Raw genomic sequence first — 22,076 nt, 5'->3', positions numbered from 1 at the left:
TCCGACTTAGGTCCCGGCACGCCTGCGCGGCCTGCGGGTGGGTGCCGCTGGCCGCGCCCGCCGTCCAGTCGCACACCAGGGTGACGGGGGGCTGCTGGGCCCCGGGCGGCCCGACGACGAGCGTGAGGTCCGCCCCGGCCGGGTCCGGCGGGAGGGGCGCGCCGCCCGGCAGGCCCGACGGCACGGGCAGGGGGGCGACCTCCCCGGTCGGCACGGTCGTCCCGTCGGGCTCCTGCGCGGGGCCGGTGCTGTCGGTGCCGTCGGTGCTGCCTGTCCCGTCGGTGCTGTCCATGCCGTCTCCTCCGGGTGCTGTCGTCGGGTCGCCGGACGCCGCTGCCGTGGCCGGCCCGCCCGGGGCGGCGGTGCCCGTGCCCTGCCCGCAGCCGCCGAGGAGGAGCACGAGCGGCAGCAGGGCGACCCCGACCGTCGTCGTCCACCGGTGCGTGGTCCGGGGCCCTGTCCGCGTCATGCCCATGCGACGATCCCACCACGCCGCCGGTTCCCCCGTCAGAGGGTCCCGGCACGGCGCCGGACCAGCCGAGGAGGAGCCACCGTGACCGAGGTGCCCCAGGTCGCCGTCACCGACCTGCCGACCGACCCGCCCCCCGGCCGGCCCGGCGGGGTCGTGCTGCTGGACGTCCGCGAGGACGACGAGTGGGCGGCCGGCCACGCGCCCGGTGCCGTCCACATCCCCCTCGGCGAGGTCACCAGCCGGCTGGACGAGATCCCCGAGGGCGACCTCTACGTCGTCTGCCGCTCCGGCGGGCGCTCGCAGCAGGCCGCCGCCTGGCTGTCGCGCAACGGCTACGACGCCTCCAACGTGGCCGGCGGGATGCACGCCTGGGTCGACGCCGGGCGTCCGCTGGTCGCCGAGACCGGCGACGAGCCGACCGTCCGCTGAGCGCGGGCCCTCGACCGACCCGCCGGTCCGCGCCGACCGACGACCGACCGACGTGGACCGACCGTGACCGGCCGTGGACGGCGACCGTGACCGGCAGACAGGTGCGCGGGTGACCGGCGAGCCCGTGACGACGTGAGACGACGCCCCCGCCCGCCGGTCCCGCGGCCCCTGGTGATCGCGCACCGTGGCGCGATGGTGCACGTGCCCGAGCACACCCTGGCGGCCATGCAGCGCGCGGTCGACGACGGCGCCGACGTGCTCGAGGCCGACCTGCGGCTCACCCGTGACCGCCACGTCGTCTGCCACCACGACGTCGACCTGGACCGGACGTCCGACGCGGTGGGCCCCCTGCACCGGCGCACCCTGGCCGAGCTCGGGGAGGTCGACTTCGGCGCCGGACCGGGCGTGCTCACCCTGCGGGAGCTCGTCGCCTTCTGCCGGGACCGGCCGCAGCCGATGGGCCTGATGCTGGAGCCCAAGCTGCCGAGCCGGCTGTGGCGGGTGGAGGGGGCCGTCGTCGCCGAGCTGGTCCACGGCCTGGGGCCGTACCTGCACGGGCTGCCGCTGCTGGCCGTCGAGTCCTTCTCGCCGTTCGCCCTGCGGCGCTTCGCCCTGCTGGCGCCCCGGCTGCAGCGGGTGAGGCTGCGCAGCCACCGCGCCCCGGTGCCCCAGCTGACGGCCTCGCACACCGTCGGGCTGGACATCCGGCTCGTCCGCGCCGACCCCACCGTGGTCCGCGACTGCCACGAGGTCGGGCTGCTGACCTACGTGTGGACGGTCAACGACAGGGACGACATGGCGCTCTGCGTGGACCTGGGCGTGGACGGCATCATCACCGACGACCCCGGCACCGCCCGGGCCGTCGTCGACGAGGGCCGGTCGTGACCGGCCGGCCCCTGGTTTCGCGCCTGCTGACCCCGGGTATCCACAGGGAGACCGAGGAGCAGTTCATGAGGGAAGGCGACGGTGACGACATGGTCTCCGCCACAGCGGTACGGACCGAGCGTCGGTGGGACCTCCCGCACGTCGCCTCCGCCGTCCCCGCGGCCCGTGAGGAGCTCGTCGACCTGCTGACCTCGCTCGGTGTCGACGACGGCACCGTCGGCGACGCGGAGCTGGCCGCCAGCGAGCTGCTCGGCAACGCGGTGATGCACGGGCGCCCCGGTCCCCGCGGCACCATCAGCCTCCGGGTCCGCGTCCGCGACGAGGTCGTCGAGGTCGCGGTCACCGACGGCGGTCCCGCCGACGGCCAGGTCGTCGACGTCCGACCGCGCCGCACCTCCGTCGTCGCCACCCGCGGCCGCGGCCTGCGGATCGTGCGCAGCCTCGCCCACGAGTGGGGCGTCATCGTCGACCCCGAGGCCGGCGACACCACGGTGTGGGCCACCATCGGCGGGCCCTCCCGCCGCCGGGCGGTCTGACCCACCCGTCCTGACCGCACCCGCTCGACCCGCTCGGACACTGCCGCGACCCACGGCCTGTCCTGACCTGGTCGCCGGCGGCTGGCATCCTGTCGCGGTGAGCAGCAGACGCCGTCCCGCCAGCGGACCGACCCCAACCCTCGACCCGGGCACCCCGATCGAGGCGCCCCGCGGCGGTCTCCGCGCCCCCTGCCCCTGCGGCTCGGGCAAGCGCTACAAGCAGTGCCACGGCCGCGCCCGCGCCGGTGCCGCCTACGTCGCCCGCCCGTTCGAGGGCCTCGCGGCCGAGACCGACTGGGTCGCCTTCCGCGAGATCGTCCCCGCCGCGACCCTGCGCGCCCGCACCGTCGAGGGTGACGAGGTGGTCTTCGCCACCGTCCTGCCGGTGGCGTGGCCCGCGCTGCGCCGCGCCGACGGCAGCGTCTTCGTCGGCATCCAGGCCGCCGACGCCTCCGCCGACGCCAGCCGCGACCTCGCCGCCGCCATGGACGCCGCCCTGTCCGCCACGGCGCCCGGCCCCGTCACCCACGTCGACGCCCGCACGTCGACCGCGCGGCTGCAGGACCGGCTCGACCCCGACGTCGAGCCCGAGGTGCAGGTGCACGCCGGCTTCGACTTCTGGCTGGACGGCGTCATGGACACCGACCCGGGCGAGGAGGCCGAGCCCGGCGACCCGATGTCGGCGCTGGCCCCGGACGTCCGCGCGTCGCTCGAGCGCGCCAACGAGGCGGTCGTCCCCACCGAGCGGCTCACCAGCGCGCCGAGCGCGTACTGGGCGCAGATCGGCGACAACACCCACCTGCGCTGGGTCATCGACACCCCCGAGGACCGGTTCCTCGACGCGCTGGCCCGGCTGCACGTGCGCCGCGACGACGACGGCGCCCCGCTGTCGACGCTGGGGACGGGGACCAAGTTCGCCGGGTTCTTCCGGGCCTACGGCCTCGTCGTCCCGGTCTGGGACCTGCCCGACGACGCCACGGCCGAGGCCACCGAGGAGCCCCTGGCCGCCTTCGCCGAGCGCTTCCGCGCGGCCCTGGACGAGGACGGCCCGCTCGACGGCGACGTCCGCCGCGCGCGCGCCGGGCTGCTGTCCCGGCAGGTCACCCTGCGCTGAGGCGCGCGCCGCCCCGGCGAGGCCCTCCTCGGACCTCCGCCGGGGCGGGTCGGACCGGCTGCGGGTGGGGGTGCTCCGGCGTCCTCAGCCGAGCGGGTCGCGGCGCACCGGGCAGCTCATGCAGCGGGGGCCGCCGCGGCCCGAGCCGAGCTGGTCGCCCGCGATCTCCAGCACCTCGATGCCCGCCTCGCGCAGCGCCGCGTTCGTCCCCGTGTTGCGCTCGTAGGCCACCACGACGCCGGGCGCCACGGCCAGGGTGTTGTTGCCGTCGTCCCACTGCTCGCGCTCGGCGGCGACCGGGTCCAGCCCGGTGTCGACGTGGCGCACCTCCGCCAGGCCGAGCGCCTCGGCCACGGCGGGCAGGAACGGCCGGGGGGTGCCCAGGGACAGCTCGACCGCCGAGGCGGGCACGTGCATGCCGCGACTGCCGCCGGTCCCGCCCGCCGCGGTGATCGGGTACGCGACCAGGCTCTGGGCGACGTTGGGGTAGACGACGACGGCGTCCCGGTCGACCATCGTGCAGACGGTGTCCAGGTGCATCGTCGCCCGCTCCTGGGCGATCGGGACCGCGAGCACGGTGTGCGCCAGGCCCCGGCCGATCGCGGTCCGCGCCAGCCGCTCGACGCCCGCGGGCGTGGTGCGCTCCCCGGTCCCCACCGCGAGGACGCCGGGCCCGACGACGAGGACGTCGCCGCCCTCGACGTGCTCCCAGCTCGGCTCGTAGGCCGTCTCGACCCCGGCGAAGCGCGGGTGGTGGGCGTAGACCAGGCCGAGCAGGTGCGTCTCGCGGTCGCGGGCCGGCATCGCCAGGCTCGCCACGGCCACCTCGTCGCCGATCCACACGCTGGAGTCGCGGGTGAAGAGCAGGTTGGGCAGCGGGTCCACGACGAAGTCGTCGTGGGCGAGCATGGCCGCGACCAGCCCGGTGCGTCCGGGCAGCTCGTCGATCCGGACCCCGGCGACCAGGGCGTCGGTGAGCCCGTCGGCGTCGAGGTCCTGCAGGTGGGAGCGGACCGTCGCGCGCAGCGTGTCGCCCAGGCGCAGGTGGGCGGGGGAGCCGTCGGTGACGACGTCCTCGATGGCGCGCTGCCGGACCTCGTCGGAGCCGAGCACCTCGCGCAGCAGGTCCGTGACCAGGTGGACGAGCACCCCGCGACCGCGGAGGGTCTCGGCGAAGGCGTCGTGCTCGTCCTGCGCGCGGTCGACCCAGGGCAGGCCGTCGAACAGCAGGCGGTCGTTGTTGCGCGGGGTCAGGCGGCGCAGCTCCGCGCCCGGTCGGTGGAGGATCACCTCCCGCAGCGTGCCGACCTCGCTGTCGACGAAGCCTGCGGGCAGTCCGGTGCTGGTGTCCACGGCGCCATCGAACCACCGACCGGCCCGACCGGTCGTCCGGCCGGGTGAACGGAGGCGGTCAGCCCTTGTCAGGGACCCTGGTCAGGCGTAGCGTCGCCCGCGGGTCGACCGGCTGGGGAGCCGAGGCGCGGCCGGGTCCCTCGGGGGTGGCCCGGCCCGCCGAACCCCCACCCGTCCCCCCTGGGCGAGCTTCCTGCTGCTGCCGAGCGGGCCCCGTCAGGCCTCGACCTGCTGCGCGAGCGCCGCCGCGCGGGCGAGGACCTGCTTGGCGGGGGCGCCGGTGCGGGCGGCCGCCACGGCGACGTCCTCCCACTCGGGCTGGGCGTTGACGACCCGGCCGTCGAGCCAGGCGCGCTTGACCCGGACCCGGTCGCCGTCGACGACCACCTCGACCTCGTCCCGCGGCAGGGCGTGCTTGGCCACGGCCTGGACCCGCATCCCGATGGCGCTGGTCTCGCGGACGACGACGTCGCGGACGGCCTGGGCGTGCTCGGGGTCGCTGAGGACGTGGAGGGTGTGGGCGGGCCGGCCCTTCTTCATGAGGATCGGCGCCAGCCAGGCGTCCTGCGCGCCGACTTCGAGCAGCCGGGCCAGCACGCGCGGCCACAGCCGAGGGTCCATGTCGTCGACGTTCGTGCTCGTCACCAGGGCGACGTCGGTCCCGCCGCCGTCCACCGGCCCGACCGGGGCGCCGAGGACGACCCGCAGGGCACCGAACCGACCGGGCGTCTCGCGCGTGCCGGCTCCCGCACCGAGCGCCGCCGGCCGCAGCGGCGGGAGCGGCCCCCAGGCGTCGGCGAGCGTGACGAGCAGCGCCATGCCCGTGGGGGTGCAGGTCTCCCCGGCGCCGGGACCGGCGAGCACGGGGGCCCCGGCGGCGGTGGCCAGGTGGAGGACGGCGGGGACGGGGGCGGGCACGCGGCCGTGGCCGAGCGTGCCTGCCGCGTCCTCGCCGCCGCCCACCCCCACCGGCGTGCACACCACGCGGGTGACGCCGAGCTGCTCGACCGCCGCCACCACGCCGACCACGTCGGCGATCGAGTCGTGGGCGCCGACCTCGTGGAAGTGGACCCGGTCGACCTCGGTGCCGTGGATCGTGGCCTCGGCCTGCGCCAGCGCGGCGAACACCGCGGTCGCGCGGTCCCGCACGCGGGGGGCCAGGGGGGCCGTGGCCAGGGCCCGGCGGATGTCCGCCCACCGACGGTCGGGACCGGCGGCGGCGTCCTCGGAGTCGGCGACCACGTGGGCGCGGGCGACGCGGAAGCCGTCACGGACCTCGTGGCCGAAGCTGACGTCGGCGGGGACCACCGCCCGCACGGCCGCCCGGACCACGGTGGCGTCGGCGCCGGCGTCCCACAGGGCCGCGAGCAGCATGTCCCCGGCGGCCCCGCGCCCGGCGTCGACCCACAACGTCGTCACGACAGGACAGCCTGCCCGCCGTCTGCTGCGGGGGCTGCCGCGGCGCGCGCGCTGGCCCGGGCGACCCGTGCGGCGTGGACGCCCGCGCCGTAGCCGTTGTCGACGTTGACGACGACCACGCCAGGGGCGCAGGAGTTGAGCATCGACAGCAGCGCGGCGAGCCCGCCCGCCCCGGTGCCGTAGCCGACGCTCGTGGGCACGCCGACCAGCGGCACGCCGACCAGACCGGCGACCACGCTCGGCAGCGCGCCCTCCATCCCGGCGACCACGACCAGGCAGTCGGCCTCGGTGAACCGGTCGCGGACGGCGAGCAGCCGGTGGATCCCGGCCACACCGACGTCGTCGATGCGCTCGACCCGGGCGCCATGGACCTGCGCGGTGACGGTGGCCTCGGCGGCGACCGGCCCGTCGGAGGTGCCGGCGGCGACCACCTGCACGAGGCCCCGGGCCGGCGGCAGGGGACCGAGGACCGCGGTCCGGGCGAGCCGGTCGGCCACCGCACCCGGCAGGTGCTGCTCGACCGCGTCGAGGGACTCCGGCGACAGGCGCGTCGCCAGGACCGCCGTGTCGGGGTGCGCGGCGTGCAGCGTGGTGAGGATCTCGACGACCTGCTGGGGGCTCTTCCCGGCGCCGAACACGACCTCGGGGTCGCCGGTCCGGGCCCGGCGGTCGACGTCGATGCGGCTGTGGCCGAGGTGGACGGTCCCCTCGTCGGGCGTGGCGGGCGGCTGCACCCCAGGAGCGTAGGTCGTCGGCGCACGACCGGGTCGAAGACCTCTTGTCGCCGCACACCACTTTGCGTTACAAAGTGATGGTGCCCGACGAGCCCGAGCCCCAGCCGTCCCTCGACCCCGCTGCCCGGCTACGCCTGGTCGCCGAGCAGCAGGCGCGCACGCAGGCCGCCCTCGCGCCGGACGAGCGCCTGGTCTTCGGCGCCTGGGGCGTGGCGTGGTCCGTGGGGTTCGGGGCGATCTGGCTGGCGACCTCGGGCCGGCTGCCGCTGCCGGCGTGGTCCGCGTTCACGCTCTTCGCCCTGCTGCTCGTCGGCGCCGGGGTGCTCACGGCGGTGCACGCCGTGCGAGCCGGCCGGGGCGTCGCGGGCTCGTCGGCCCGTACGGGGGCGATGTACGGCTGGGGCTGGGTCCTCGGCTTCGCCATGCTGCCCGCGGTCGTCCTGGGTGCGCAGCGGCTGGGCGCACCGCCCGAGGCGGCCGCCCTGCTCTGGCCGGCCGTCTCCGCGCTCGTCGTCGGGCTGCTGTACGTCGCGGGCGCCGTGGCCTGGGACGACCCTGTCCAGTTCGCCGTCGGCGCCTGGATCATGGTGACGACCGGTGCGGGCTGCTTGCTCGGGCTCCCGGCGCTGTACCTGGTGATGTGCCTGGCCGGTGGCGGGGGCTTCCTGGCCGCCGCCGCCTGGTTCGCCGTGCGGCGGCGCCGGGCCGGTGCCCTCAGGCCGGCCGCGCAGGCATGAGCGCAGGCATGAGCGCGGGCGCGGGACCGCGGCCGGTCGAGCTCGACCCGGTCATCCACGCCCAGGCACGGCTGCGGCTCACCACCACGCTCGCGGCGCTGCCCGCCGGGGACCGGATCGCCTTCCCCCGCGTCCAGCAGCTGCTCGACATGACGGCCGGCAACCTCGCCACGCACCTGCGGCGGCTCGAGGACGCCGGCTACGTCGAGGTCACCAAGACCCACCGGGGACGGTCGCCCGTGACCTACCTGGCGCTGACCCGGGCCGGTCGTCGCGCCTACGAGGACTACCTGGCCGCGCTGCGCGCCCTGCTGCAGCCGCCCGACCCGGGGCCGTCGGACGGCGGCCCCGCCACCACCACCGAGGGGGACAGGCCATGACAGACGTGCTGGCGAGCTGGGCGGGGGTGACCCGCCGCTACGGCGAGGTCCTCGCCCTCGACGACGTGAGCCTCGACGTGCCGGCCGGGCAGGTCGTCGGCCTGCTCGGGCCCAACGGCGCCGGCAAGTCGACGCTCATCAGCCTGCTGCTGGGCCTGCGACGGCCGGACAGCGGCACCGTCCGGCTGTTCGGCGGCGACCCGCGGACGCCGTCGTCGCGGGCCCTGGTCGGGTCCACGCCCCAGGAGACGGCTCTGCCGGCGACGCTCCGGGTGCGGGAGGTGCTCGACTTCGTCGCCGGGCACCACCCGGACCCCCTCCCGACCGACCGGCTGCTGGACGAGCTGGGGCTCGCCGAGGAGGCCGGGCGGCAGACCGGCGGGCTGTCCGGGGGGCAGCGGCGCCGCCTGTCGCTGGCGCTCGCCCTGGTCGGACGGCCGCGGCTGCTCGTGCTCGACGAGCCCACCACCGGCCTGGACGTCGACGCCCGGCACCTGCTGTGGCAGCGGGTGCGCGACTTCCACGCCGACGGCGGCACCGTGGTGGTCACGAGCCACTACCTGGAGGAGGTCGAGGCGCTCGCCGAGCGGGTCGTCGTCGTGTCCGCGGGGCGGGTGCTGGTCGACGGCAGCCTCGACGAGGTGAGGTCCCGGGTCCGGCAGCGCCGGGTGAGCGTGCGCGCCGGTGCCCTGCCCCCGCTGCAGCACGTCGTGCGGGCCGAGCCGGGGGAGCAGGACCGGTGGTCGCTGTTCACCGACGACTCCGACGCGCTGGTCCGCGAGCTCGTCCGCGCCGAGGTCCCCTTCCGCGACCTGGAGGTCGCGACGGCGTCGCTCGAGGACGCCTTCCTCGCGCTGACCGCACCGGTGCCGGGCGCGGCTGTGGGGGGTGCGGCTGTGACGGGTGCGGCCGTGGCGGGGGCGCGGTCATGAGCCTGGTCGCGCTCCACACCCGCTACGTGGCCCTGGAGACCCTCCGCGTCCCGATCGCCGTCGTGAGCACCGTGATGTTCCCGCTGCTGTCGTTCCTGTTCTTCGTCGTGCCGTTCCGCGAGGTCGCGGGCGACCCGGTCGCCGCGACGGCGTCGGCGAGCCAGCTGGCGGTCTTCTCCGTCTTCTCCGTCTGCCTGTTCAGCTTCGGCGTCGGCGTCGCGGACGACCGGAGCACGCCGTGGGACCCGTACGTCCGCACCCTGCCCGTCGGTGCCGGACCGAGGATCACGGCCCGGCTGGTCAACGGTGTGCTCTTCGCCCTGCTCGGGCTGCTCCCGCTCCTGGTGGCCGCGGCCCTGCTCACCGAGGCCAGCGTGTCGCCGAGGGAGGCCCTCCTGGGTGCCGGCGCGCTCGCCGTGGCCGGCGTGCCCCTGCTGTTCCTGGGGGTCGCCGTCGGGTACTCGCTGTCGGTCAAGGCGGCGGTCCCGGTCGCGCAGGTGCTGCTGTTCCCGCTGGCCTTCGGGGGCGGGCTCTTCATCCCGCCTCAGGCGTTCCCGTCGTGGCTCGACGCCGTCTCGCAGGGCCTGCCCACCCGTGCCGGGCGCGACCTGGTCATCGCGGCCACGACCGGTGCGGATCTGCCGTCGGCGGTGCTGCCCGTGCTGGGGGTCTGGGCTGTGGTGACGGGTGCCGTGGCGGTGCGGGCGTACCGGCGCGACGAGGGCCGACGGTTCCGCTGAGGTCCCGGTCCGGGCCGGGTGGGCTGGCGAGGGGGTTCGCTGCGGCCGGGCGGGACGCGACGGGCCCTTGCGGTCCTGGTCGGACGAGCGTCACGGGGGCCACGTGCCGACCGCAGCACGTGCCGACCGCGGCACGCGCCGACCGCAGCACGTGCCGACCGCACGGGCCGCCCGGACAGCACGGTCCGCGCGGTCCGCGCCGGCCACCCTGTCCGTGCAGTCCCGGGGTTGTGTCCGGGGTGCTCCGTACGGTCGACGCATGACCAGCAGCACCGGCGTCACCGCAGGCGCGGCGCCCCCGGGCGACCTGCCGGCGTGCGCGCTGGCGGCAGCGCTGGCCGAGGCCTCGGACGCCCTCGGGCGCGCCGCGGCGCTCACGGCGCCCGGGGCGGCGTGGCAGGTCGCGGACGCCGACGTTCTCGACGGCATCCGTCGCGTGGCCGCGCTCCGGGGACGGGTCGAGGCGGTGTACCTCGACCTCGTGCGCGAGCTCGACGGGCGGGCTCTCGCCACCTCGTCGCCCGTGGCGACGACTCCGGAGGCCTTCCTCCGGACCGTCTGCCTGATGGGGGCCGGCCAGGCCCGCAGGGACGTCGCGGCCGCCAGGGCCACGGCCCCGACGGAGCCGCTGGCCGTGTTCGCCGAGGAGCTGTCGCAGGGGCGCCGCACCCGCGCCCACGTGGACGTGGCCGTCCGCTGCCTCGACCGGCTGCCGGCGTCGCTGCTGGCGCGACCCGGCGCGGCCGCCGACGTCGTGGACTTCCTCCGGCGAGCCGCCGACGACGCCGCCCCGCTGGACATGGACCGGGCCGCCCGCCAGCTGCTGGCCCGCCTGGACCCTGCCGGCGACGAGAGGCGCGAGCGCTTCGACCCCGACGGGCACACGCGGCGCTTCCTCGAGGTCCATACCGACGCCACCGGCATGGTCGTGGGGGCCTTCCAGCTCGACGCGGTGTCGGGAGCCACCCTCCGAGCGGCGCTCGACACGGCGTCCGCGCCGGAGCCGGGTGCCGACGGGGAGCCCGACCGGCGTCAGGCACGCCAGCGCCGCGCCGACGCCCTGGTGCGGGTGGCGGAGACGGCGCTCGGTGTCGCGGTGCCGCGCCGCGGTGAGCGCCCCCGGGTGGTCCTCCACGTGACGCCGTCCCAGGTGGCTGGCCTGGCGGGGGCGGGCCTGGGACGCACGGAGGCGGGTGACCCGCTCTCGCCCGCGTCGACGCGTCGTCTGGTGTGCGACGCGGTGCTCCAGCGGGTCGTGTCCACGCCGTCCCTCGGACCCCTCGACGTCGGGCGCGAGCACCGCCTGGTCACCCTCGCCCAACGTCGAGCCCTCGCCGCACGAGACGGCGGCTGCACCGTCCCCGGCTGCGGCGCCCCACCCGACTGGTGCGACGCCCACCACATCGTCCACTGGGCCGACGGCGGCCCCTCCGACCTCGACAACTACACCCTCCTCTGCCCCGGCCACCACACCGCCGTCCACGCCGGCACCTGGCAGGTCCACGGCCGCGGCGGGCAGATCACCGTCACCCCACCCAGGTGGGTCGACCCCACCCGGACGCCCCGACGCGTCCGCCACCACGTCGTCGAGGACCTCGTGCGCGACCTGGGAGACCCCGACGTGCCCGACGACCGCACCGAGCGTCACGACCACGACGACCGCACCGAGCATGACGATCACGACGACGGCACCGAGCGTCACGAGCCCGACCACCGCACCGAGCGTCACGAACACGACGACGGCACCGAGCGTCTCGATCAGGACGACGGCCTGACGGGCAGCGCTGCGCCCGACGAGCAGCCGAACCCGCCGCCGGGTGCCGGACCGGCGGCGGCCTGGCGGCGAGAGCTGGACGAGCTGTTCACCGACCGGGCGCCGGCGTGCCGTCCGGGGGTGGGCGACGACGCGGTGCACCGTCTGCTGCTGTCCGAGGCGTTCTCGGCGCGCCGTGACGAAGGGCGGCGGTACACGGTCACTGAGACCGACCGCGTCGACGGACGTCGCGGTCACCCCGCAGGTCGGGACGGCCCCGGCGCGACCGCGGGCATGGCCTAGCGTGCGGGCGTGAGCTCCGACGACCCCTCGACGGATGCGCCGCGGGTGGCCTACCTCGGGCCGGCCGGCACCTTCACCGAGACCGCGCTCGAGGGGCTCCTGGCGCGCTCGGGCGTGCCAGGGGCGCCCTCCGTCGAGCGCATCCCGACTGCCGCAGGGCGCGTCCCGACGGCCGTCGGAGAGGTCCCGACCGCCGCCGAGCGGCTCCCGTCTGCTGCCGGGCGCGTCCCGACGGCTGCCGAGCGGGTCCCGACTGCCGCCGAGCGGGTTCCGATGGCCACCGTCGGCCGCTGCTTCGAGGCCGTCCGCGCGGGCGAGGTGCACGCCGCGGTCGTGCCCATCGAGAACTCGCTCGAGGGCGGGGTGAACGCGACCCTCGACGCGCTGAGCGCGAGCGACCCGCCGCTGGTCATCGTCGCGGAGCACCTGGTCCCGGTGACGTTCGTCCTCGCGGTGCGGGAGGGGACGACGCTCGCCGACGTCCGCCGGGTGGCCAGCCACCCGCACGCCGAGGCGCAGTGCCGGGCCTGGCTCAGCGACCACCTGCCCGGCGTCGCCGTGGAGCCGGCCATGTCGACAGCGGCCGCCGCCGCCGGCCTCGGCGTCGAGGACCCCGCCTACGACGCCGCCATCTGCGCCCCGCCCGCGGCCGAGCGGTACGGCCTCGTCGTCCTGGCCGACGACATCGGCGACCGGCCCGCCACCACCCGCTTCGTCGCGGTGACCCTCCCCGGCGCGGTGCCGGAGCAGACGGGCGCCGACCGCACGAGCGTGGTCGCCTACCTGCGCGAGAACCACTCGGGCGCCCTGCTGGAGCTGCTCGAGCAGTTCTCCGCCCGCGGCGTCGACCTCACGCGGATCGAGTCGCGCCCGACGGGGGCCGGCTTCGGCGAGTACTGCTTCTCCATCGACCTCGACGGGCACGTCCGCGAGCCGCGGGTGGCCGAGGCGCTCAAGGGGCTGCGCCGGCTCAGCCCGCTGACGCGCTTCCTCGGTTCCTACCCTCGGGCGGACGGGGAGCGGTCGAGGGTCCTCGGCTGGACCGGCGCCGAGGGCTTCGCGGCGGCGGAGGAGTGGCTCTCTGACCTGCTCGACCGGCAGGCCCCGTCGGACCTGGACTGAGCCGGCCGGTGCTGCTGGCCGGTGTCGGCGCCAGGCGGCCTAGGTCGCGGGCGTGGAAGTGGTCGGGGTCGCCCCGCCGGGCACGACCGTCGGGCTCATCGGCTCGACCGGCCGGACCGTGAACCAGCCCAGCGCCAGCTGCACGATCGGGCCGATGGCCAGGGCGTACAGCACCGTCCCGAGCCCCACCGTCCCGCCGATGAGCCAGCCGACGGCGAGGACCGTCAGCTCGATGCTGGTGCGGACCAGGCGGACCGACCGGCCGGTGCGCCGGACGATGCCGGTCATCAGCCCGTCGCGGGGGCCGGGCCCCAGGCCGGCGCCGATGTACAGGCCGCCGGCCACACCGTTGCCGACGATGCCGAGGAGCAGGAACGCGATCCGCAGCGCGAGGTGCTCGGGCTCGGCCACCAGCCACAGCGTCGCGTCCGCGGCGAGACCGATGACGAACACGTTGGCGACCGTCCCCACGCCCGGCCGCTGGCGCAGCGGGATCCAGGCCAGCAGCACGACGACGCCGACGAGGATCGTCACGGTGCCGAAGCTCAACGGCGTCCTGGTGGCGAGGCCCTCGTGGAACACGTCCCACGGGTCGAGGCCGAGCCCCGAGCGGACCATGAGCCCCATCGTCACCCCGTAGAGGACGAGGCCGACGGCCAGCTGCAGCAGGCGGCGGGGCACGGGACGGGGAAGCATGCGGCCAGCGTGCCCCGTGAGTGGCCTTCCGATCCAGGGCCACCTGGCGCACACTGGCCCGGTGAGGACACGCGTCGGAGCCCTGGCGATGGGCCGCCTGCTCGGGGACCAGTGGCGGGGCCACGGCCCCGGGTACGCGGCGCTGGCCGACCGGGTGCGGGCGCTCGTGCTCGACGGCCGGCTGCCGCTCGAGGTCCGGGTGCCCAGCGAGCGGCAGCTCGCCGAGCAGCTGCACGTGAGCCGGACCACGGTGACCGCGGCCTACGACGCGCTGCGCGAGGCCGGCTTCCTGCGGTCCCGGCAGGGGTCGGGGTCCTGGACCTCGGTCCCGGGCGGCGTGCGGCCGACCGGGGGGGCCATCGCGCCGCCCCGTCCGGACGAGCTCGACGACGACCTCCTCGACCTGGCGGCGGCGACCATGCCCGCGGACGGGGTGGCGGTCCGGGCGGCCTACGAGGCGGCCCTGCTCGAGCTGCCCCGCCACCTGCCCGGCGTCGGCTACGCCGCGGAGGGCCTGCCCGAGGCGCGGCAGGCGGTGGCGGACTCCTTCACCGCCCGCGGGCTGCCGACGGACCCGTCCCAGGTGGTCGTCACCTCCGGCGCGGTGTCGGCGTGGGCGCTGCTGCTGCGCGTGCTGACCCAGCCCGGGGACCGTGTGCTCGTCGAGCAGCCGTCGTACCCCAACGCCCTCGAGGCGGCCCGGCGAGCAGGGGCGCGCCTGGTGCCGGTCCCGCTCGGCGACGCGGGCGAGCGGCTGTGGGACGTCGAGGCGTGGCGGACCGCGTTCCGCCAGAGCGCCCCGACGCTCGGGTACGTCATCCCCGACTGCCAGAACCCGACGGGCGGCGTCATGGACGAGGCCACCCGGGAGGCCGTGGTCGCCGCCGCGGACGCCGTGGGGACCACCCTGGTCGCCGACGAGACCCTCGTCGACCTGCGCCTGGACGGTCGGCCGCCGGCCCGGCCGATGGCCTCGTTCTCCCCGTCGGTCGTCACGGTGGGCGGGCTCAGCAAGTCGGCGTGGGCGGGGCTGCGGCTCGGCTGGGTCCGGGCGCCCCGGGACCTGGTGGACCGCCTGGTCGAGGCGCGGCTGTCCTGGGACCTCGGGACGCCGGTGCTCGAGCAGCTGGCGCTGGCCCACCTGCTGGCCGCGCCCGACCGCGGTGCCCACGCCGCAGCCCGGCGGGCCGAGGTGGGTGCCCGCCGTGACGCCCTCACCACCGCGCTCCGGCGCGAGCTGCCGGCCTGGCGGTGGCGGGAGGCTCAGGGCGGCCTGTCGCTGTGGGTCGAGCTGGACCGCCGCTCGTCCAGCGCGATGGCCGAGCAGGCGGGCGCGCACGGGCTGCGGCTGGCGGCGGGACCCCGGTTCGGCGTCGAGGGGGCGCTCGAGCGCTACCTGCGCCTGCCGTTCGTCGTGCCCGCGGAACGGGTGGACGACGCCGTCCGCCGCCTGGCCGGCCTCGCGGACGCGGTCGGCACCCGCCGCCCCAGCCGCCTGGTCGTCTGAGACGCGCCAGTCAGCAGCTCAGAGGCTCATCGCCTCAGGGCGACAGCACCGTCAGCACACCGGGCCGCAGCGTGACCTCGATGCGCGTGACGTCGCCGACCGGGTCGCCGTCGATCTGCGCGACCGTCCCCCGGGGGCACTCGACGACCATGTTCTTGCGCGACTCGATCACCTCGACGTTGGGGCCGCGGGCGTCGCGGCGCAGCAGCAGCCGGCCGAGCTGCACGATGAGCTCGAAACGGCTCCGCGGCTCGGCGACGACCGTCTCCATCACCCCGTCGTCCGGCTCGGAGTCCTCGAGCAGCCGCAGGCCCCCGACGAGCAGGCCGCACGTCACCACCAGGATCGACCGGGTCTTGCGGACCTGCGCGCCGCCGGCCGCCAGCGACCGGCTCGGGTCGTCGACGTCGGAGGCCACGCGCGCCCGGACGGCGTGGGTGCGGATCGCCCGGACGCCGGAGACGATGTAGGCGAACCAGCCGGTCCGCTTCTTGAGCTCCTCGTCGGTGCCCGCCATGAGGTCGGCGTTGTAGCCGATGCCGAGCCCGACGACCGAGGTCTCGGTGAAGCGGCTGCCGTCGGGGCGGACCATGTCCACGCTCATGATGTCGATGGCGCGCTCGCGGCCCTCGGTGAGCAGGGCCAGGGCGGCCGTGCGGCTGCTGTGGCTGATGCCGACCGCGCGGGCCAGCAGGTTGCCGGTCCCGGCCGGGAGGATGGCCATCGGCACGCCGGTCTCGGCGAGCACCTCGGCCACGGCGCACGCGGTGCCGTCGCCGCCGGAGGACGCGACGATCGACGCACCCTCCTCGAGGGCCTGCTTGGCCTGGCCGCGGCCCGGGTCCTCGACGCTGGTCTCGTAGAAGCGCGGCGGGCCCCAGCCGGCCTGCTCGCTGATGGTCGTCACCGCCTCGCGCAGGGCGTCCATGTCGGACTTGACGGGCTGCGCCACGACGGCGACGAACTTCTGCGGCGACGTGCTGCCGGCCCCGGGGGGCGCCTCTTCCACGTCCTGAGCGTAGTGGCGGGCAGGCTCTCCGCAGCCGTCCGCGCACGTAGGCTCGGGCCGTGATCGACATCAGGGCGCTGCGCGAGGACCCGCAGACCGCGAGGGACAGCCAGACCAGCCGTGGCGCCGACCCGACCGCCGTCGACGCGGCGCTGGCCGCCGACGTGGCGCGGCGAGAGGCGGTCGCCCGGTTCGAGGCGCTGCGCGCGCAGCAGAAGGCCTCCGGCAAGCTCGTCGCCGCGGCCCCCAAGGACGAGAAGCCCGCGCTGGTCGCCGCCGCCAAGCAGCTGTCGGACGACGTCAAGGCGGCCCAGGCCGACGCGGACGCCGCCGAGGCCGCCCTCGACGCGGCGCTGCGGCGCATCGACAACGTCGTGCTGCCGGGCGTCCCGCCGGGCGGCGAGGACGACTTCGTCGTGCTGCGCGAGGTGGGCCAGGTCCGCGACCTGGTGGCCGAGGGCGTCGTCGGCCCGGACGGCGCGGTGCCGGACCACCTGGCCGTCGCCGAGGGGCTGCGCGCGATCGACGTCAAGCGCGGCGCCAAGGTCTCGGGCAGCCGCTTCTACTTCCTCACCGGCGTCGGGGCGCGGCTGGAGCTCGCGCTGCTGTCGCTGGCGATGGACACCGCCCTCGAGGCCGGCTTCACGCCGATGATCACGCCGACGCTCGTGCGGCCGGAGATCATGGCGGGCACCGGGTTCTTGGGCGCGCACGCCGACGAGGTGTACCGGCTCGCCGCGGACGACCTGTACCTGGTCGGCACCAGCGAGGTGGCCCTGGCCGGCTACCACTCCGACGAGATCCTCGACCTGTCCGACGGCCCGGTCCGCTACGCGGGCTGGTCGGCCTGCTACCGGCGCGAGGCCGGCAGCCACGGCAAGGACACCCGCGGCATCATCCGGGTCCACCAGTTCCACAAGGTCGAGATGTTCGCGTTCTGCGACGCCGCGGACGCCGAGACCGAGCACGAGCGGATGCTGGCGCTGGAGGAGGGCATGCTCACCGCCCTCGGCCTCCCCTACCGCGTCATCGACGTGGCCGCCGGCGACCTGGGCTCCAGCGCCGCGCGCAAGTTCGACTGCGAGGCGTGGCTGCCCTCGCAGGCCCGCTGGCTCGAGCTCACGTCCACGAGCAACTGCACGACGTTCCAGGCCCGCCGCCTCGACATCCGCGTCCGTGGCGAGGGGGGCACCACGCCGGTCGCCACCCTCAACGGCACCCTCGCCACGACCCGCTGGCTCGTGGCGCTGCTGGAGAACAACCAGCAGGCCGACGGCTCCGTGACGGTGCCGGCGCCGCTCGCGGCCCGCCTGGGCACCGACGTCCTGGTGCCGGTGTGACGGCGGAGCAGCCGCGCGACCGGCGCCCGCTGGTCGCCCTGGACATCGACGGCACGATCGTCGACCACGACGACCGGTTGACCGAGCGGGTCCGGGGCGCGGTCCGCGCGGCCTCGGAGGTCGCCCACGTCGTCATCGCCACCGGGCGCAGCACCGACGGCACCCTCGAGGTCCTCGACCGCCTCGACCTGCTCACCGGCACCGCCGTCGTCTCCAACGGCGCGGTGACGCTCCGCCTGGACCCGTCGCTCCCCAAGGGCTACGAGGTCGCCGAGTCCGTGTCCTTCGACCCCGGCCCCGCGCTCGCCGTGGTCCGGGAGCACCTGCCGACCGCCCTGTACGGGGTCGAGACCGAGCAGCTGGACAAGGTGCTCACCCAGGCCTTCCCCGAGGGCGAGCTCAGCGGCAGGTTCCGGGTCGCCTCGTTCGAGGAGCTGTCACGGACCCGGGCGCTGCGCGTCATCGTCCGCAGCCTCGACCACAGCCCGGAGGAGTTCGAGGAGATCGTCGGGCGGATGGGCCTGAACTCCGTGGCCTACGCCGTCGGCTGGTCGGCGTGGCTCGACATCGCCCCGGAGGGCGTGTCCAAGGCGAGCGCGCTGGAGTCGGTGCGCCGCCGCCTGGGAGTCGAGCCCGAGGACACGTACGCCGTCGGCGACGGCCGCAACGACATCGAGATGCTCCGCTGGGCCGCGCACTCCGCCGCGATGGGCAACGCCCTGGACGACGACGTGCGCCGCGCGGCGGTCGAGACGATCGGGCCGGTGACCGAGGACGGCCTCGCGGTCTTCCTCGAGCGGGCCCTCGGCCTGGGCGACGCCGCGGCCTGACCGCGTCCCTCCGGTTCCATGCCGGGCGTCGGGGCGTCGGGGCGTCGGGGCGTCGGGGCATCGGGGCGTCGGGGCGTCGGTGCGGGGGAGGACGGCACCGCCGGGTGCCGTGCCTGCGGGTGGGGGAGGATGGCCCCGTGCGCCTCCTCGCCAGCGACATCGACGGCACCCTGGTCCCCCGGCTCGGGCAGGCCAGCGACCGCACCGTCGCGGCGCTGCGGGCGGCGCAGGACGCGGGCGTGCACGTCGTGCTGGCCACGGGCCGGCCGCCGCGCTGGATGACCGAGATCGCCGCGCGCACCGGGATCCGCGGCCACGCCGTGCTCACCAACGGCGCCGTCGTCGTCGACCTGCAGCGGGTCGGCGACCCCGACCACGGGGTGCTCCGCACGACGACCATCGCCCCCGACGTGGTCCTGCAGATCGCGGCGGACCTGCGTGCCGAGCTGCCCGACCTGAGCTTCGCCGTGGAGTCGGTCCACGAGTTCGGGGTCGAGCCGGGCTGGGTCATGGCGGTCGAGCGCGACCTGCCGCGGGCCCCGCTGCACGAGCTGCTCGAACGCAGCGGCCCGGTCGTCAAGATCCTCGCCAAGCTGCCCGGCGGCGACCCCTTCGCGGCGGCCGACCCCGACGGCCCGGCGGCGCACGCGTCGGCGTCGACCGTCGGTGACGACCTGCTCGGCCTCACCCGCCGGGTCGTCGGCGACCGGGGCGAGCCGACGCACTCCGGTGCCGTCGTGCCCATGGTCGAGATCGGCCCGCCCGGGGTGACCAAGGCCTCGACGCTCGCCGCGCTCGCGGCGGACCTGGGCGTGGACGCGGCCGACGCGGTGGCCTTCGGCGACATGCCCAACGACGTGGCGATGCTGCGCTGGGCGGGCGCGGGCTACGCGATGGCCGACGGGCACCCCGACGCCCGCGCGGCCGCCGACCACGTGGCGCCCGCGTGCGCCGAGGACGGTGTCGCCCAGGTCGTCGAACGGCTGCTCGCCGCGCTGCCCGTGGGCGGCAGCGGCGGGCTCGGCCGCACGGCCTGAGCATGAGCACCACGGGCACCACGGGTACGGAGCCCACCTCGGGCGCGAGCGGCAGCGACCCCGGGACCGGCAGCGACCAGGGGACCAGCAGCGACCCTGGGACCGGCAGCGAGCGTGGGACCGGCAGCGACCCTGGGACCGGCAGCGACACCACCACCGGGACCGGGACCGGGTCCCGTGCCGCGACCGACGGCACCCCGCCGGTCGGACGGCCACGACGGCTCTGGCCGAGGGTGCTCGCCGCCGTCCTCGCGCTCGTGCTGCTCGCCGCGGCCGGTCTCGTCGTCGGCGTCGCCTGGTACTTCTCCGGGCTCGCGCTCGCTGTCGACCGGGGCGGCCAGCCCCCCGTGTCGGTCACCGCGGGGGTGGACGCCTCCGGCCGGCCCGACGGCACGGTCGTCCTGCCCGACACCGCCGGGTCCGCCGTCGAGGGGCTCCACGGCGTCCGCTGGCAGCTCGGCGAGGAGTCCGGCTGGGGTGTCGCGGGCGAGGTGCTGTCGCGCGAGGACGGCCGGGTCGTCCGCGGCTGGGACGACCGGGACGGGACGCTGCCCGACGCCGGTGCCACCGGCCAGGTCGACCAGGACGTGTTCCTCGGCAGCCCCGGCACCGTCGGGCTCCTGTACGAGGACGTGCTCCTCGACGGCGAGCTCGGCGACCTCCCCGCGCACCGGGTCCCCGCCCCCGCCAGCCCCACCCCGGAGCAGGCCGCGGCGGCGGGCACGTGGATCGTGTTCGCGCACGGGCGTGGCGGGCAGCGCGAGGAGGCCAACCGCTACCTGCCGCTGTGGCACGACCTCGGCTACGAGGTGCTCGTGCCGTCCTACCGCAACGACGCCGGCACCGCCCAGGACCCGTCCGGGCGGTACGGGCTCGGGGTCACCGAGTGGCGCGACCTCGACGCCGCCGTGGCCTACGCGCTGGACAACGGCGCCGAGCAGGTCGTCCTCGCGGGCTGGTCGATGGGCGGGGCGGTCCAGCTCCAGCTGCTCGCGGAGTCCGAGCACGCCGGCTCCGTGGTCGGCCTGGTGCTCGACGCCCCGGTGGTCGACTGGCGGGCGGTGTTCGAGGAGCAGGGCGACCTGGCCGGCCTGCCCCGCTGGCTGACGAGCCTCGCCGTGCGGTTCGTCGAGCTCCGCGGCGGCCTGGACCTGGACGACGTCGACTGGACGACCCGCGCGGACCTCGAGGAGGTCGTCGACGTGCCGGTCTACCTCGTCCACAGCGACGACGACGCGTTCGTCCCGAACGGGCCCAGCCGCGTGGTGGCCGAGCGCCTCGGCGACCTCGTCACCACCCGGTTCGACGGGCCCGGCGACCACACCCGGGAGTGGAACGTCGACCCCGAGGACTACGACGCGGACATGCGGGCCTGGTTCACGGAGACGTTCCCCGCCCGCTGACCGCCGACCGCTGACCCGCAGGCCGACCGCCCGTGGGGGCACAGCACGACCCGTCACCGGGCCCCCCGTGTATCAGCGCGGCCCCCGCCCGCTCCTCGGGTCCTGCAGCCCCGGCACGGGGCCGTCGGCGCACACGGCCGTCGACGCACGACGGGAGGAACCCCCCATGACAGCTCGCCCCCGCACCTGGGCCGTGGCGCTCGCCTGCGCCCCGGCGCTCGCCCTGGCCGGACCGGCCCTGGCCGCCCCGGCACGGTCGGGCCCCGTGGAGCCGGAGGTCCTCGCCGAGGGCCTGGTCGGCGCGCTCTCGCTCTCGGTGGCCAGGGACGGCACGGCCTACGTCGCGGAGCAGTTCGCCGGACGCCTCACCGAGGTCTCGGCCGACGGCGCGACGCGCACGGTCACCCAGGGGGCGGTCGGCGGCGTCGACGCGACGGGGCGCGGCACGCTGACGGTCACCCTGTCTGCCCCGCCCGAGGGAGGCTCCCCGGCGCCGTTCTCGGTCGCGCGCGTCGACAGCCGCGGCGGGCAGAAGGTGCTCGGCTCGCTCATCGACCACGAGACGGCGACCAACCCCGACGGCGGCGCGGTGTACGGCTTCGTCGGGGCGTCCGAGGCCTGCCTCGGCGAGGCCGGCGCGCTCGGCCTGGGGCCGTACACCGGCATCGTCGAGTCCAACCCGTACAAGGTGCTCGTGGACGGCGGCGCCCGCGTCGTCGCCGACGCGGCCGCCAACGCGATCGTCCGGGTGTCCGCCGGCGGGCGGACGAGCACCGTCGCGGTGCTGCCGCCCGTCGAGGTGGAGTTCGGCGAGGAGCAGCGACAGGGGCTCATCGCGCAGTTCAACGAGGGCGTGCCGCCGGAGCAGCAGCTCCCGCCGGAGACGCTGGCCGGCTGCGTCGGCGAGACCTTCACGGGGGAGCCGGTGCCGACCGACGTCGAGCGCGGCCCCGACGGCACGTACTACGTGTCGTCGTTGCCCGGCTTCCCCGAGGCGCCCGGGACCGGGGCGGTGTACCGCGTCGACCCGCGGACGGGCGAGGCCGAGCGGTGGGCCGAGGGCTTCTCGGGCGCGGTGGACGTCGCGGTCGCCGACGACGGCACGGTCTACGTCGTCGAGCTGTTCGGCGGCCAGCTCACGCGCATCGCCCCCGACGGCGGGCGCAGCTCGGTGCCGCTGGACTCGCCCGGGGCGGTCGAGGTCGACCGGCGCGGTGCCGTGTACGTGACGACGGGCGTCTTCGGGCCCGGCGGGCAGCTGCTGCGCTACAGCTCCTGGGCCGGCTGAGTCCCGGGCAGCCCCAGCACCGCGGCGGCCTCGTCCGCGCGCGCCGTCGCCGTCGCG

Annotated in this window: 22 protein-coding genes; 16 read left to right on the top strand and 6 right to left on the bottom strand. The window is 76.6% G+C overall.

Features of this window, described 5'->3' with window-relative positions:
* Positions 1 to 475, bottom strand: a 475-nt coding sequence (locus WCS02_RS06470; protein WP_479688800.1) for a subtilase-type protease inhibitor, incomplete at its 3' end; no start/stop codon positions are given.
* A 78-nt stretch (positions 476 to 553) separates the two neighbouring features.
* Between WCS02_RS06470 and WCS02_RS06465 the strand changes: the two genes are divergently transcribed.
* The 4 genes from WCS02_RS06465 to WCS02_RS06450 all read left to right on the top strand — a co-directional run bounded on the left by WCS02_RS06465 (position 554) and on the right by WCS02_RS06450 (position 3,436).
* A complete protein-coding gene (locus WCS02_RS06465) occupies positions 554 to 901 on the top strand; it encodes a rhodanese-like domain-containing protein (RefSeq protein WP_340291176.1) in 348 nt (115 codons plus the stop codon).
* A 192-nt stretch (positions 902 to 1,093) separates the two neighbouring features.
* Complete coding sequence (locus tag WCS02_RS06460) at positions 1,094 to 1,786, top strand: glycerophosphodiester phosphodiesterase (protein WP_340291174.1); 693 nt, start codon at positions 1,094 to 1,096, stop codon at positions 1,784 to 1,786.
* 65 nt (positions 1,787 to 1,851) lie between these two features.
* Positions 1,852 to 2,322, top strand: coding sequence for an ATP-binding protein (locus WCS02_RS06455; RefSeq protein WP_340291172.1), 471 nt, complete (start codon positions 1,852 to 1,854; stop codon positions 2,320 to 2,322).
* 97 nt (positions 2,323 to 2,419) lie between these two features.
* A complete protein-coding gene (locus WCS02_RS06450; protein ID WP_340291170.1) occupies positions 2,420 to 3,436 on the top strand; it encodes a DUF5926 family protein in 1,017 nt (338 codons plus the stop codon).
* A gap of 84 nt (positions 3,437 to 3,520) precedes the next feature.
* On the opposite strand, the gene WCS02_RS06445 is transcribed toward WCS02_RS06450, so the two are convergent.
* The 3 genes from WCS02_RS06445 to larB form a co-directional block, all read right to left on the bottom strand.
* Entirely contained in the window at positions 3,521 to 4,789 is a 1,269-nt protein-coding gene (locus WCS02_RS06445; RefSeq protein ID WP_340291168.1) for an arginine deiminase, read from the bottom strand.
* 216 nt (positions 4,790 to 5,005) lie between these two features.
* Positions 5,006 to 6,208, bottom strand: a complete 1,203-nt coding sequence (gene larC / locus WCS02_RS06440; RefSeq protein ID WP_340291166.1) for a nickel pincer cofactor biosynthesis protein LarC — start codon at positions 6,206 to 6,208, stop codon at positions 5,006 to 5,008.
* Complete coding sequence (gene larB / locus WCS02_RS06435; protein ID WP_340291165.1) at positions 6,205 to 6,942, bottom strand: nickel pincer cofactor biosynthesis protein LarB; 738 nt, start codon at positions 6,940 to 6,942, stop codon at positions 6,205 to 6,207. The genes larC and larB overlap by 4 nt, the downstream gene beginning before the upstream one ends.
* Positions 6,943 to 7,016: 74 nt before the next feature.
* Here larB and WCS02_RS06430 point away from each other — a divergent pair, with 74 nt between their 5' ends.
* From WCS02_RS06430 to pheA, 6 genes are all read left to right on the top strand, one after another.
* A complete protein-coding gene (locus WCS02_RS06430) occupies positions 7,017 to 7,679 on the top strand; it encodes a hypothetical protein (protein WP_340291164.1) in 663 nt (220 codons plus the stop codon).
* Positions 7,680 to 7,687: 8 nt separating this feature from the next.
* A complete protein-coding gene (locus WCS02_RS06425) occupies positions 7,688 to 8,059 on the top strand; it encodes a transcriptional regulator (protein WP_340291163.1) in 372 nt (123 codons plus the stop codon).
* On the top strand, positions 8,056 to 8,991 hold the full coding sequence (locus WCS02_RS06420) for an ABC transporter ATP-binding protein (RefSeq protein ID WP_340291162.1): 936 nt from the start codon (positions 8,056 to 8,058) through the stop codon (positions 8,989 to 8,991). Before WCS02_RS06425 ends, WCS02_RS06420 begins: the two co-directional genes overlap by 4 nt.
* Positions 8,988 to 9,731 carry an ABC transporter permease gene (locus WCS02_RS06415; RefSeq protein WP_340291160.1) on the top strand — a complete coding sequence of 248 codons (744 nt, stop codon included), beginning with the start codon at positions 8,988 to 8,990 and terminating at the stop codon, positions 9,729 to 9,731. Before WCS02_RS06420 ends, WCS02_RS06415 begins: the two co-directional genes overlap by 4 nt.
* Before the next feature lie 259 nt (positions 9,732 to 9,990).
* A complete protein-coding gene (locus WCS02_RS06410; RefSeq protein WP_340291158.1) occupies positions 9,991 to 11,787 on the top strand; it encodes an HNH endonuclease signature motif containing protein in 1,797 nt (598 codons plus the stop codon).
* 9 nt (positions 11,788 to 11,796) lie between these two features.
* Positions 11,797 to 12,909, top strand: a complete 1,113-nt coding sequence (gene pheA / locus WCS02_RS06405) for a prephenate dehydratase (protein ID WP_340291156.1) — start codon at positions 11,797 to 11,799, stop codon at positions 12,907 to 12,909.
* 39 nt (positions 12,910 to 12,948) lie between these two features.
* On the opposite strand, the gene yczE is transcribed toward pheA, so the two are convergent.
* On the bottom strand, positions 12,949 to 13,605 hold the full coding sequence (yczE, locus tag WCS02_RS06400) for a membrane protein YczE (protein WP_340291154.1): 657 nt from the start codon (positions 13,603 to 13,605) through the stop codon (positions 12,949 to 12,951).
* 61 nt (positions 13,606 to 13,666) lie between these two features.
* On the opposite strand from yczE, the gene yczR reads away from it, so the two are divergent.
* On the top strand, positions 13,667 to 15,112 hold the full coding sequence (gene yczR, locus WCS02_RS06395) for a MocR-like transcription factor YczR (protein ID WP_340291153.1): 1,446 nt from the start codon (positions 13,667 to 13,669) through the stop codon (positions 15,110 to 15,112).
* A 34-nt stretch (positions 15,113 to 15,146) separates the two neighbouring features.
* Here the strand turns inward: yczR and WCS02_RS06390 are convergent, their stop codons facing one another.
* The gene (locus WCS02_RS06390) at positions 15,147 to 16,121 is read right to left on the bottom strand and encodes a diacylglycerol/lipid kinase family protein (protein WP_340291152.1); all 975 of its coding nucleotides are present in this window, start codon (positions 16,119 to 16,121) and stop codon (positions 15,147 to 15,149) included.
* Positions 16,122 to 16,180: 59 nt separating this feature from the next.
* On the opposite strand from WCS02_RS06390, the gene serS reads away from it, so the two are divergent.
* The 5 genes from serS (at position 16,181) to WCS02_RS06365 (ending at position 22,019) form a co-directional block, all read left to right on the top strand.
* Positions 16,181 to 17,461 (top strand): serine--tRNA ligase, encoded by a 1,281-nt coding sequence (serS, locus tag WCS02_RS06385; protein WP_340291151.1) that lies wholly within the window; start codon positions 16,181 to 16,183, stop codon positions 17,459 to 17,461.
* Positions 17,458 to 18,291 carry an HAD family hydrolase gene (locus WCS02_RS06380; RefSeq protein ID WP_340291149.1) on the top strand — a complete coding sequence of 278 codons (834 nt, stop codon included), beginning with the start codon at positions 17,458 to 17,460 and terminating at the stop codon, positions 18,289 to 18,291. Before serS ends, WCS02_RS06380 begins: the two co-directional genes overlap by 4 nt.
* A gap of 137 nt (positions 18,292 to 18,428) precedes the next feature.
* Positions 18,429 to 19,328, top strand: coding sequence for an HAD family hydrolase (locus tag WCS02_RS06375; protein WP_340291147.1), 900 nt, complete (start codon positions 18,429 to 18,431; stop codon positions 19,326 to 19,328).
* A gap of 2 nt (positions 19,329 to 19,330) precedes the next feature.
* Positions 19,331 to 20,731: an alpha/beta hydrolase family protein gene (locus tag WCS02_RS06370; RefSeq protein WP_340291145.1), complete on the top strand. Its 1,401-nt coding sequence runs from the start codon at positions 19,331 to 19,333 to the stop codon at positions 20,729 to 20,731.
* A 166-nt stretch (positions 20,732 to 20,897) separates the two neighbouring features.
* Positions 20,898 to 22,019: a ScyD/ScyE family protein gene (locus WCS02_RS06365; protein WP_340291143.1), complete on the top strand. Its 1,122-nt coding sequence runs from the start codon at positions 20,898 to 20,900 to the stop codon at positions 22,017 to 22,019.
* Positions 22,020 to 22,076: the final 57 nt, after the last annotated feature.

Source organism: Aquipuribacter hungaricus (genome assembly GCF_037860755.1).
GTDB classification, from domain to species: domain Bacteria; phylum Actinomycetota; class Actinomycetes; order Actinomycetales; family JBBAYJ01; genus Aquipuribacter; species Aquipuribacter hungaricus.
Note: the sequence above shows the minus strand (reverse complement) of the source record. Positions and strands in the feature narration are given on the sequence as shown.

Bases quoted from the DNA above. Each gene is read 5' to 3' on its own strand.
- WCS02_RS06460 (WP_340291174.1), top strand. From the start codon at position 1,094: ATGGTGCACGTGCCCGAGCACACCCTGGCGGCCATGCAGCGCGCGGTC.
- WCS02_RS06455 (WP_340291172.1), top strand. From the start codon at position 1,852: ATGAGGGAAGGCGACGGTGACGACATGGTCTCCGCCACAGCGGTACGG.
- WCS02_RS06425 (WP_340291163.1), top strand. From the start codon at position 7,688: ATGAGCGCGGGCGCGGGACCGCGGCCGGTCGAGCTCGACCCGGTCATC.
- WCS02_RS06420 (WP_340291162.1), top strand. From the start codon at position 8,056: ATGACAGACGTGCTGGCGAGCTGGGCGGGGGTGACCCGCCGCTACGGC.
- WCS02_RS06415 (WP_340291160.1), top strand. From the start codon at position 8,988: ATGAGCCTGGTCGCGCTCCACACCCGCTACGTGGCCCTGGAGACCCTC.
- WCS02_RS06410 (WP_340291158.1), top strand. From the start codon at position 9,991: ATGACCAGCAGCACCGGCGTCACCGCAGGCGCGGCGCCCCCGGGCGAC.
- yczE (WP_340291154.1), bottom strand. From the start codon at position 13,605: ATGCTTCCCCGTCCCGTGCCCCGCCGCCTGCTGCAGCTGGCCGTCGGC.
- WCS02_RS06370 (WP_340291145.1), top strand. From the start codon at position 19,331: ATGAGCACCACGGGCACCACGGGTACGGAGCCCACCTCGGGCGCGAGC.
- WCS02_RS06365 (WP_340291143.1), top strand. From the start codon at position 20,898: ATGACAGCTCGCCCCCGCACCTGGGCCGTGGCGCTCGCCTGCGCCCCG.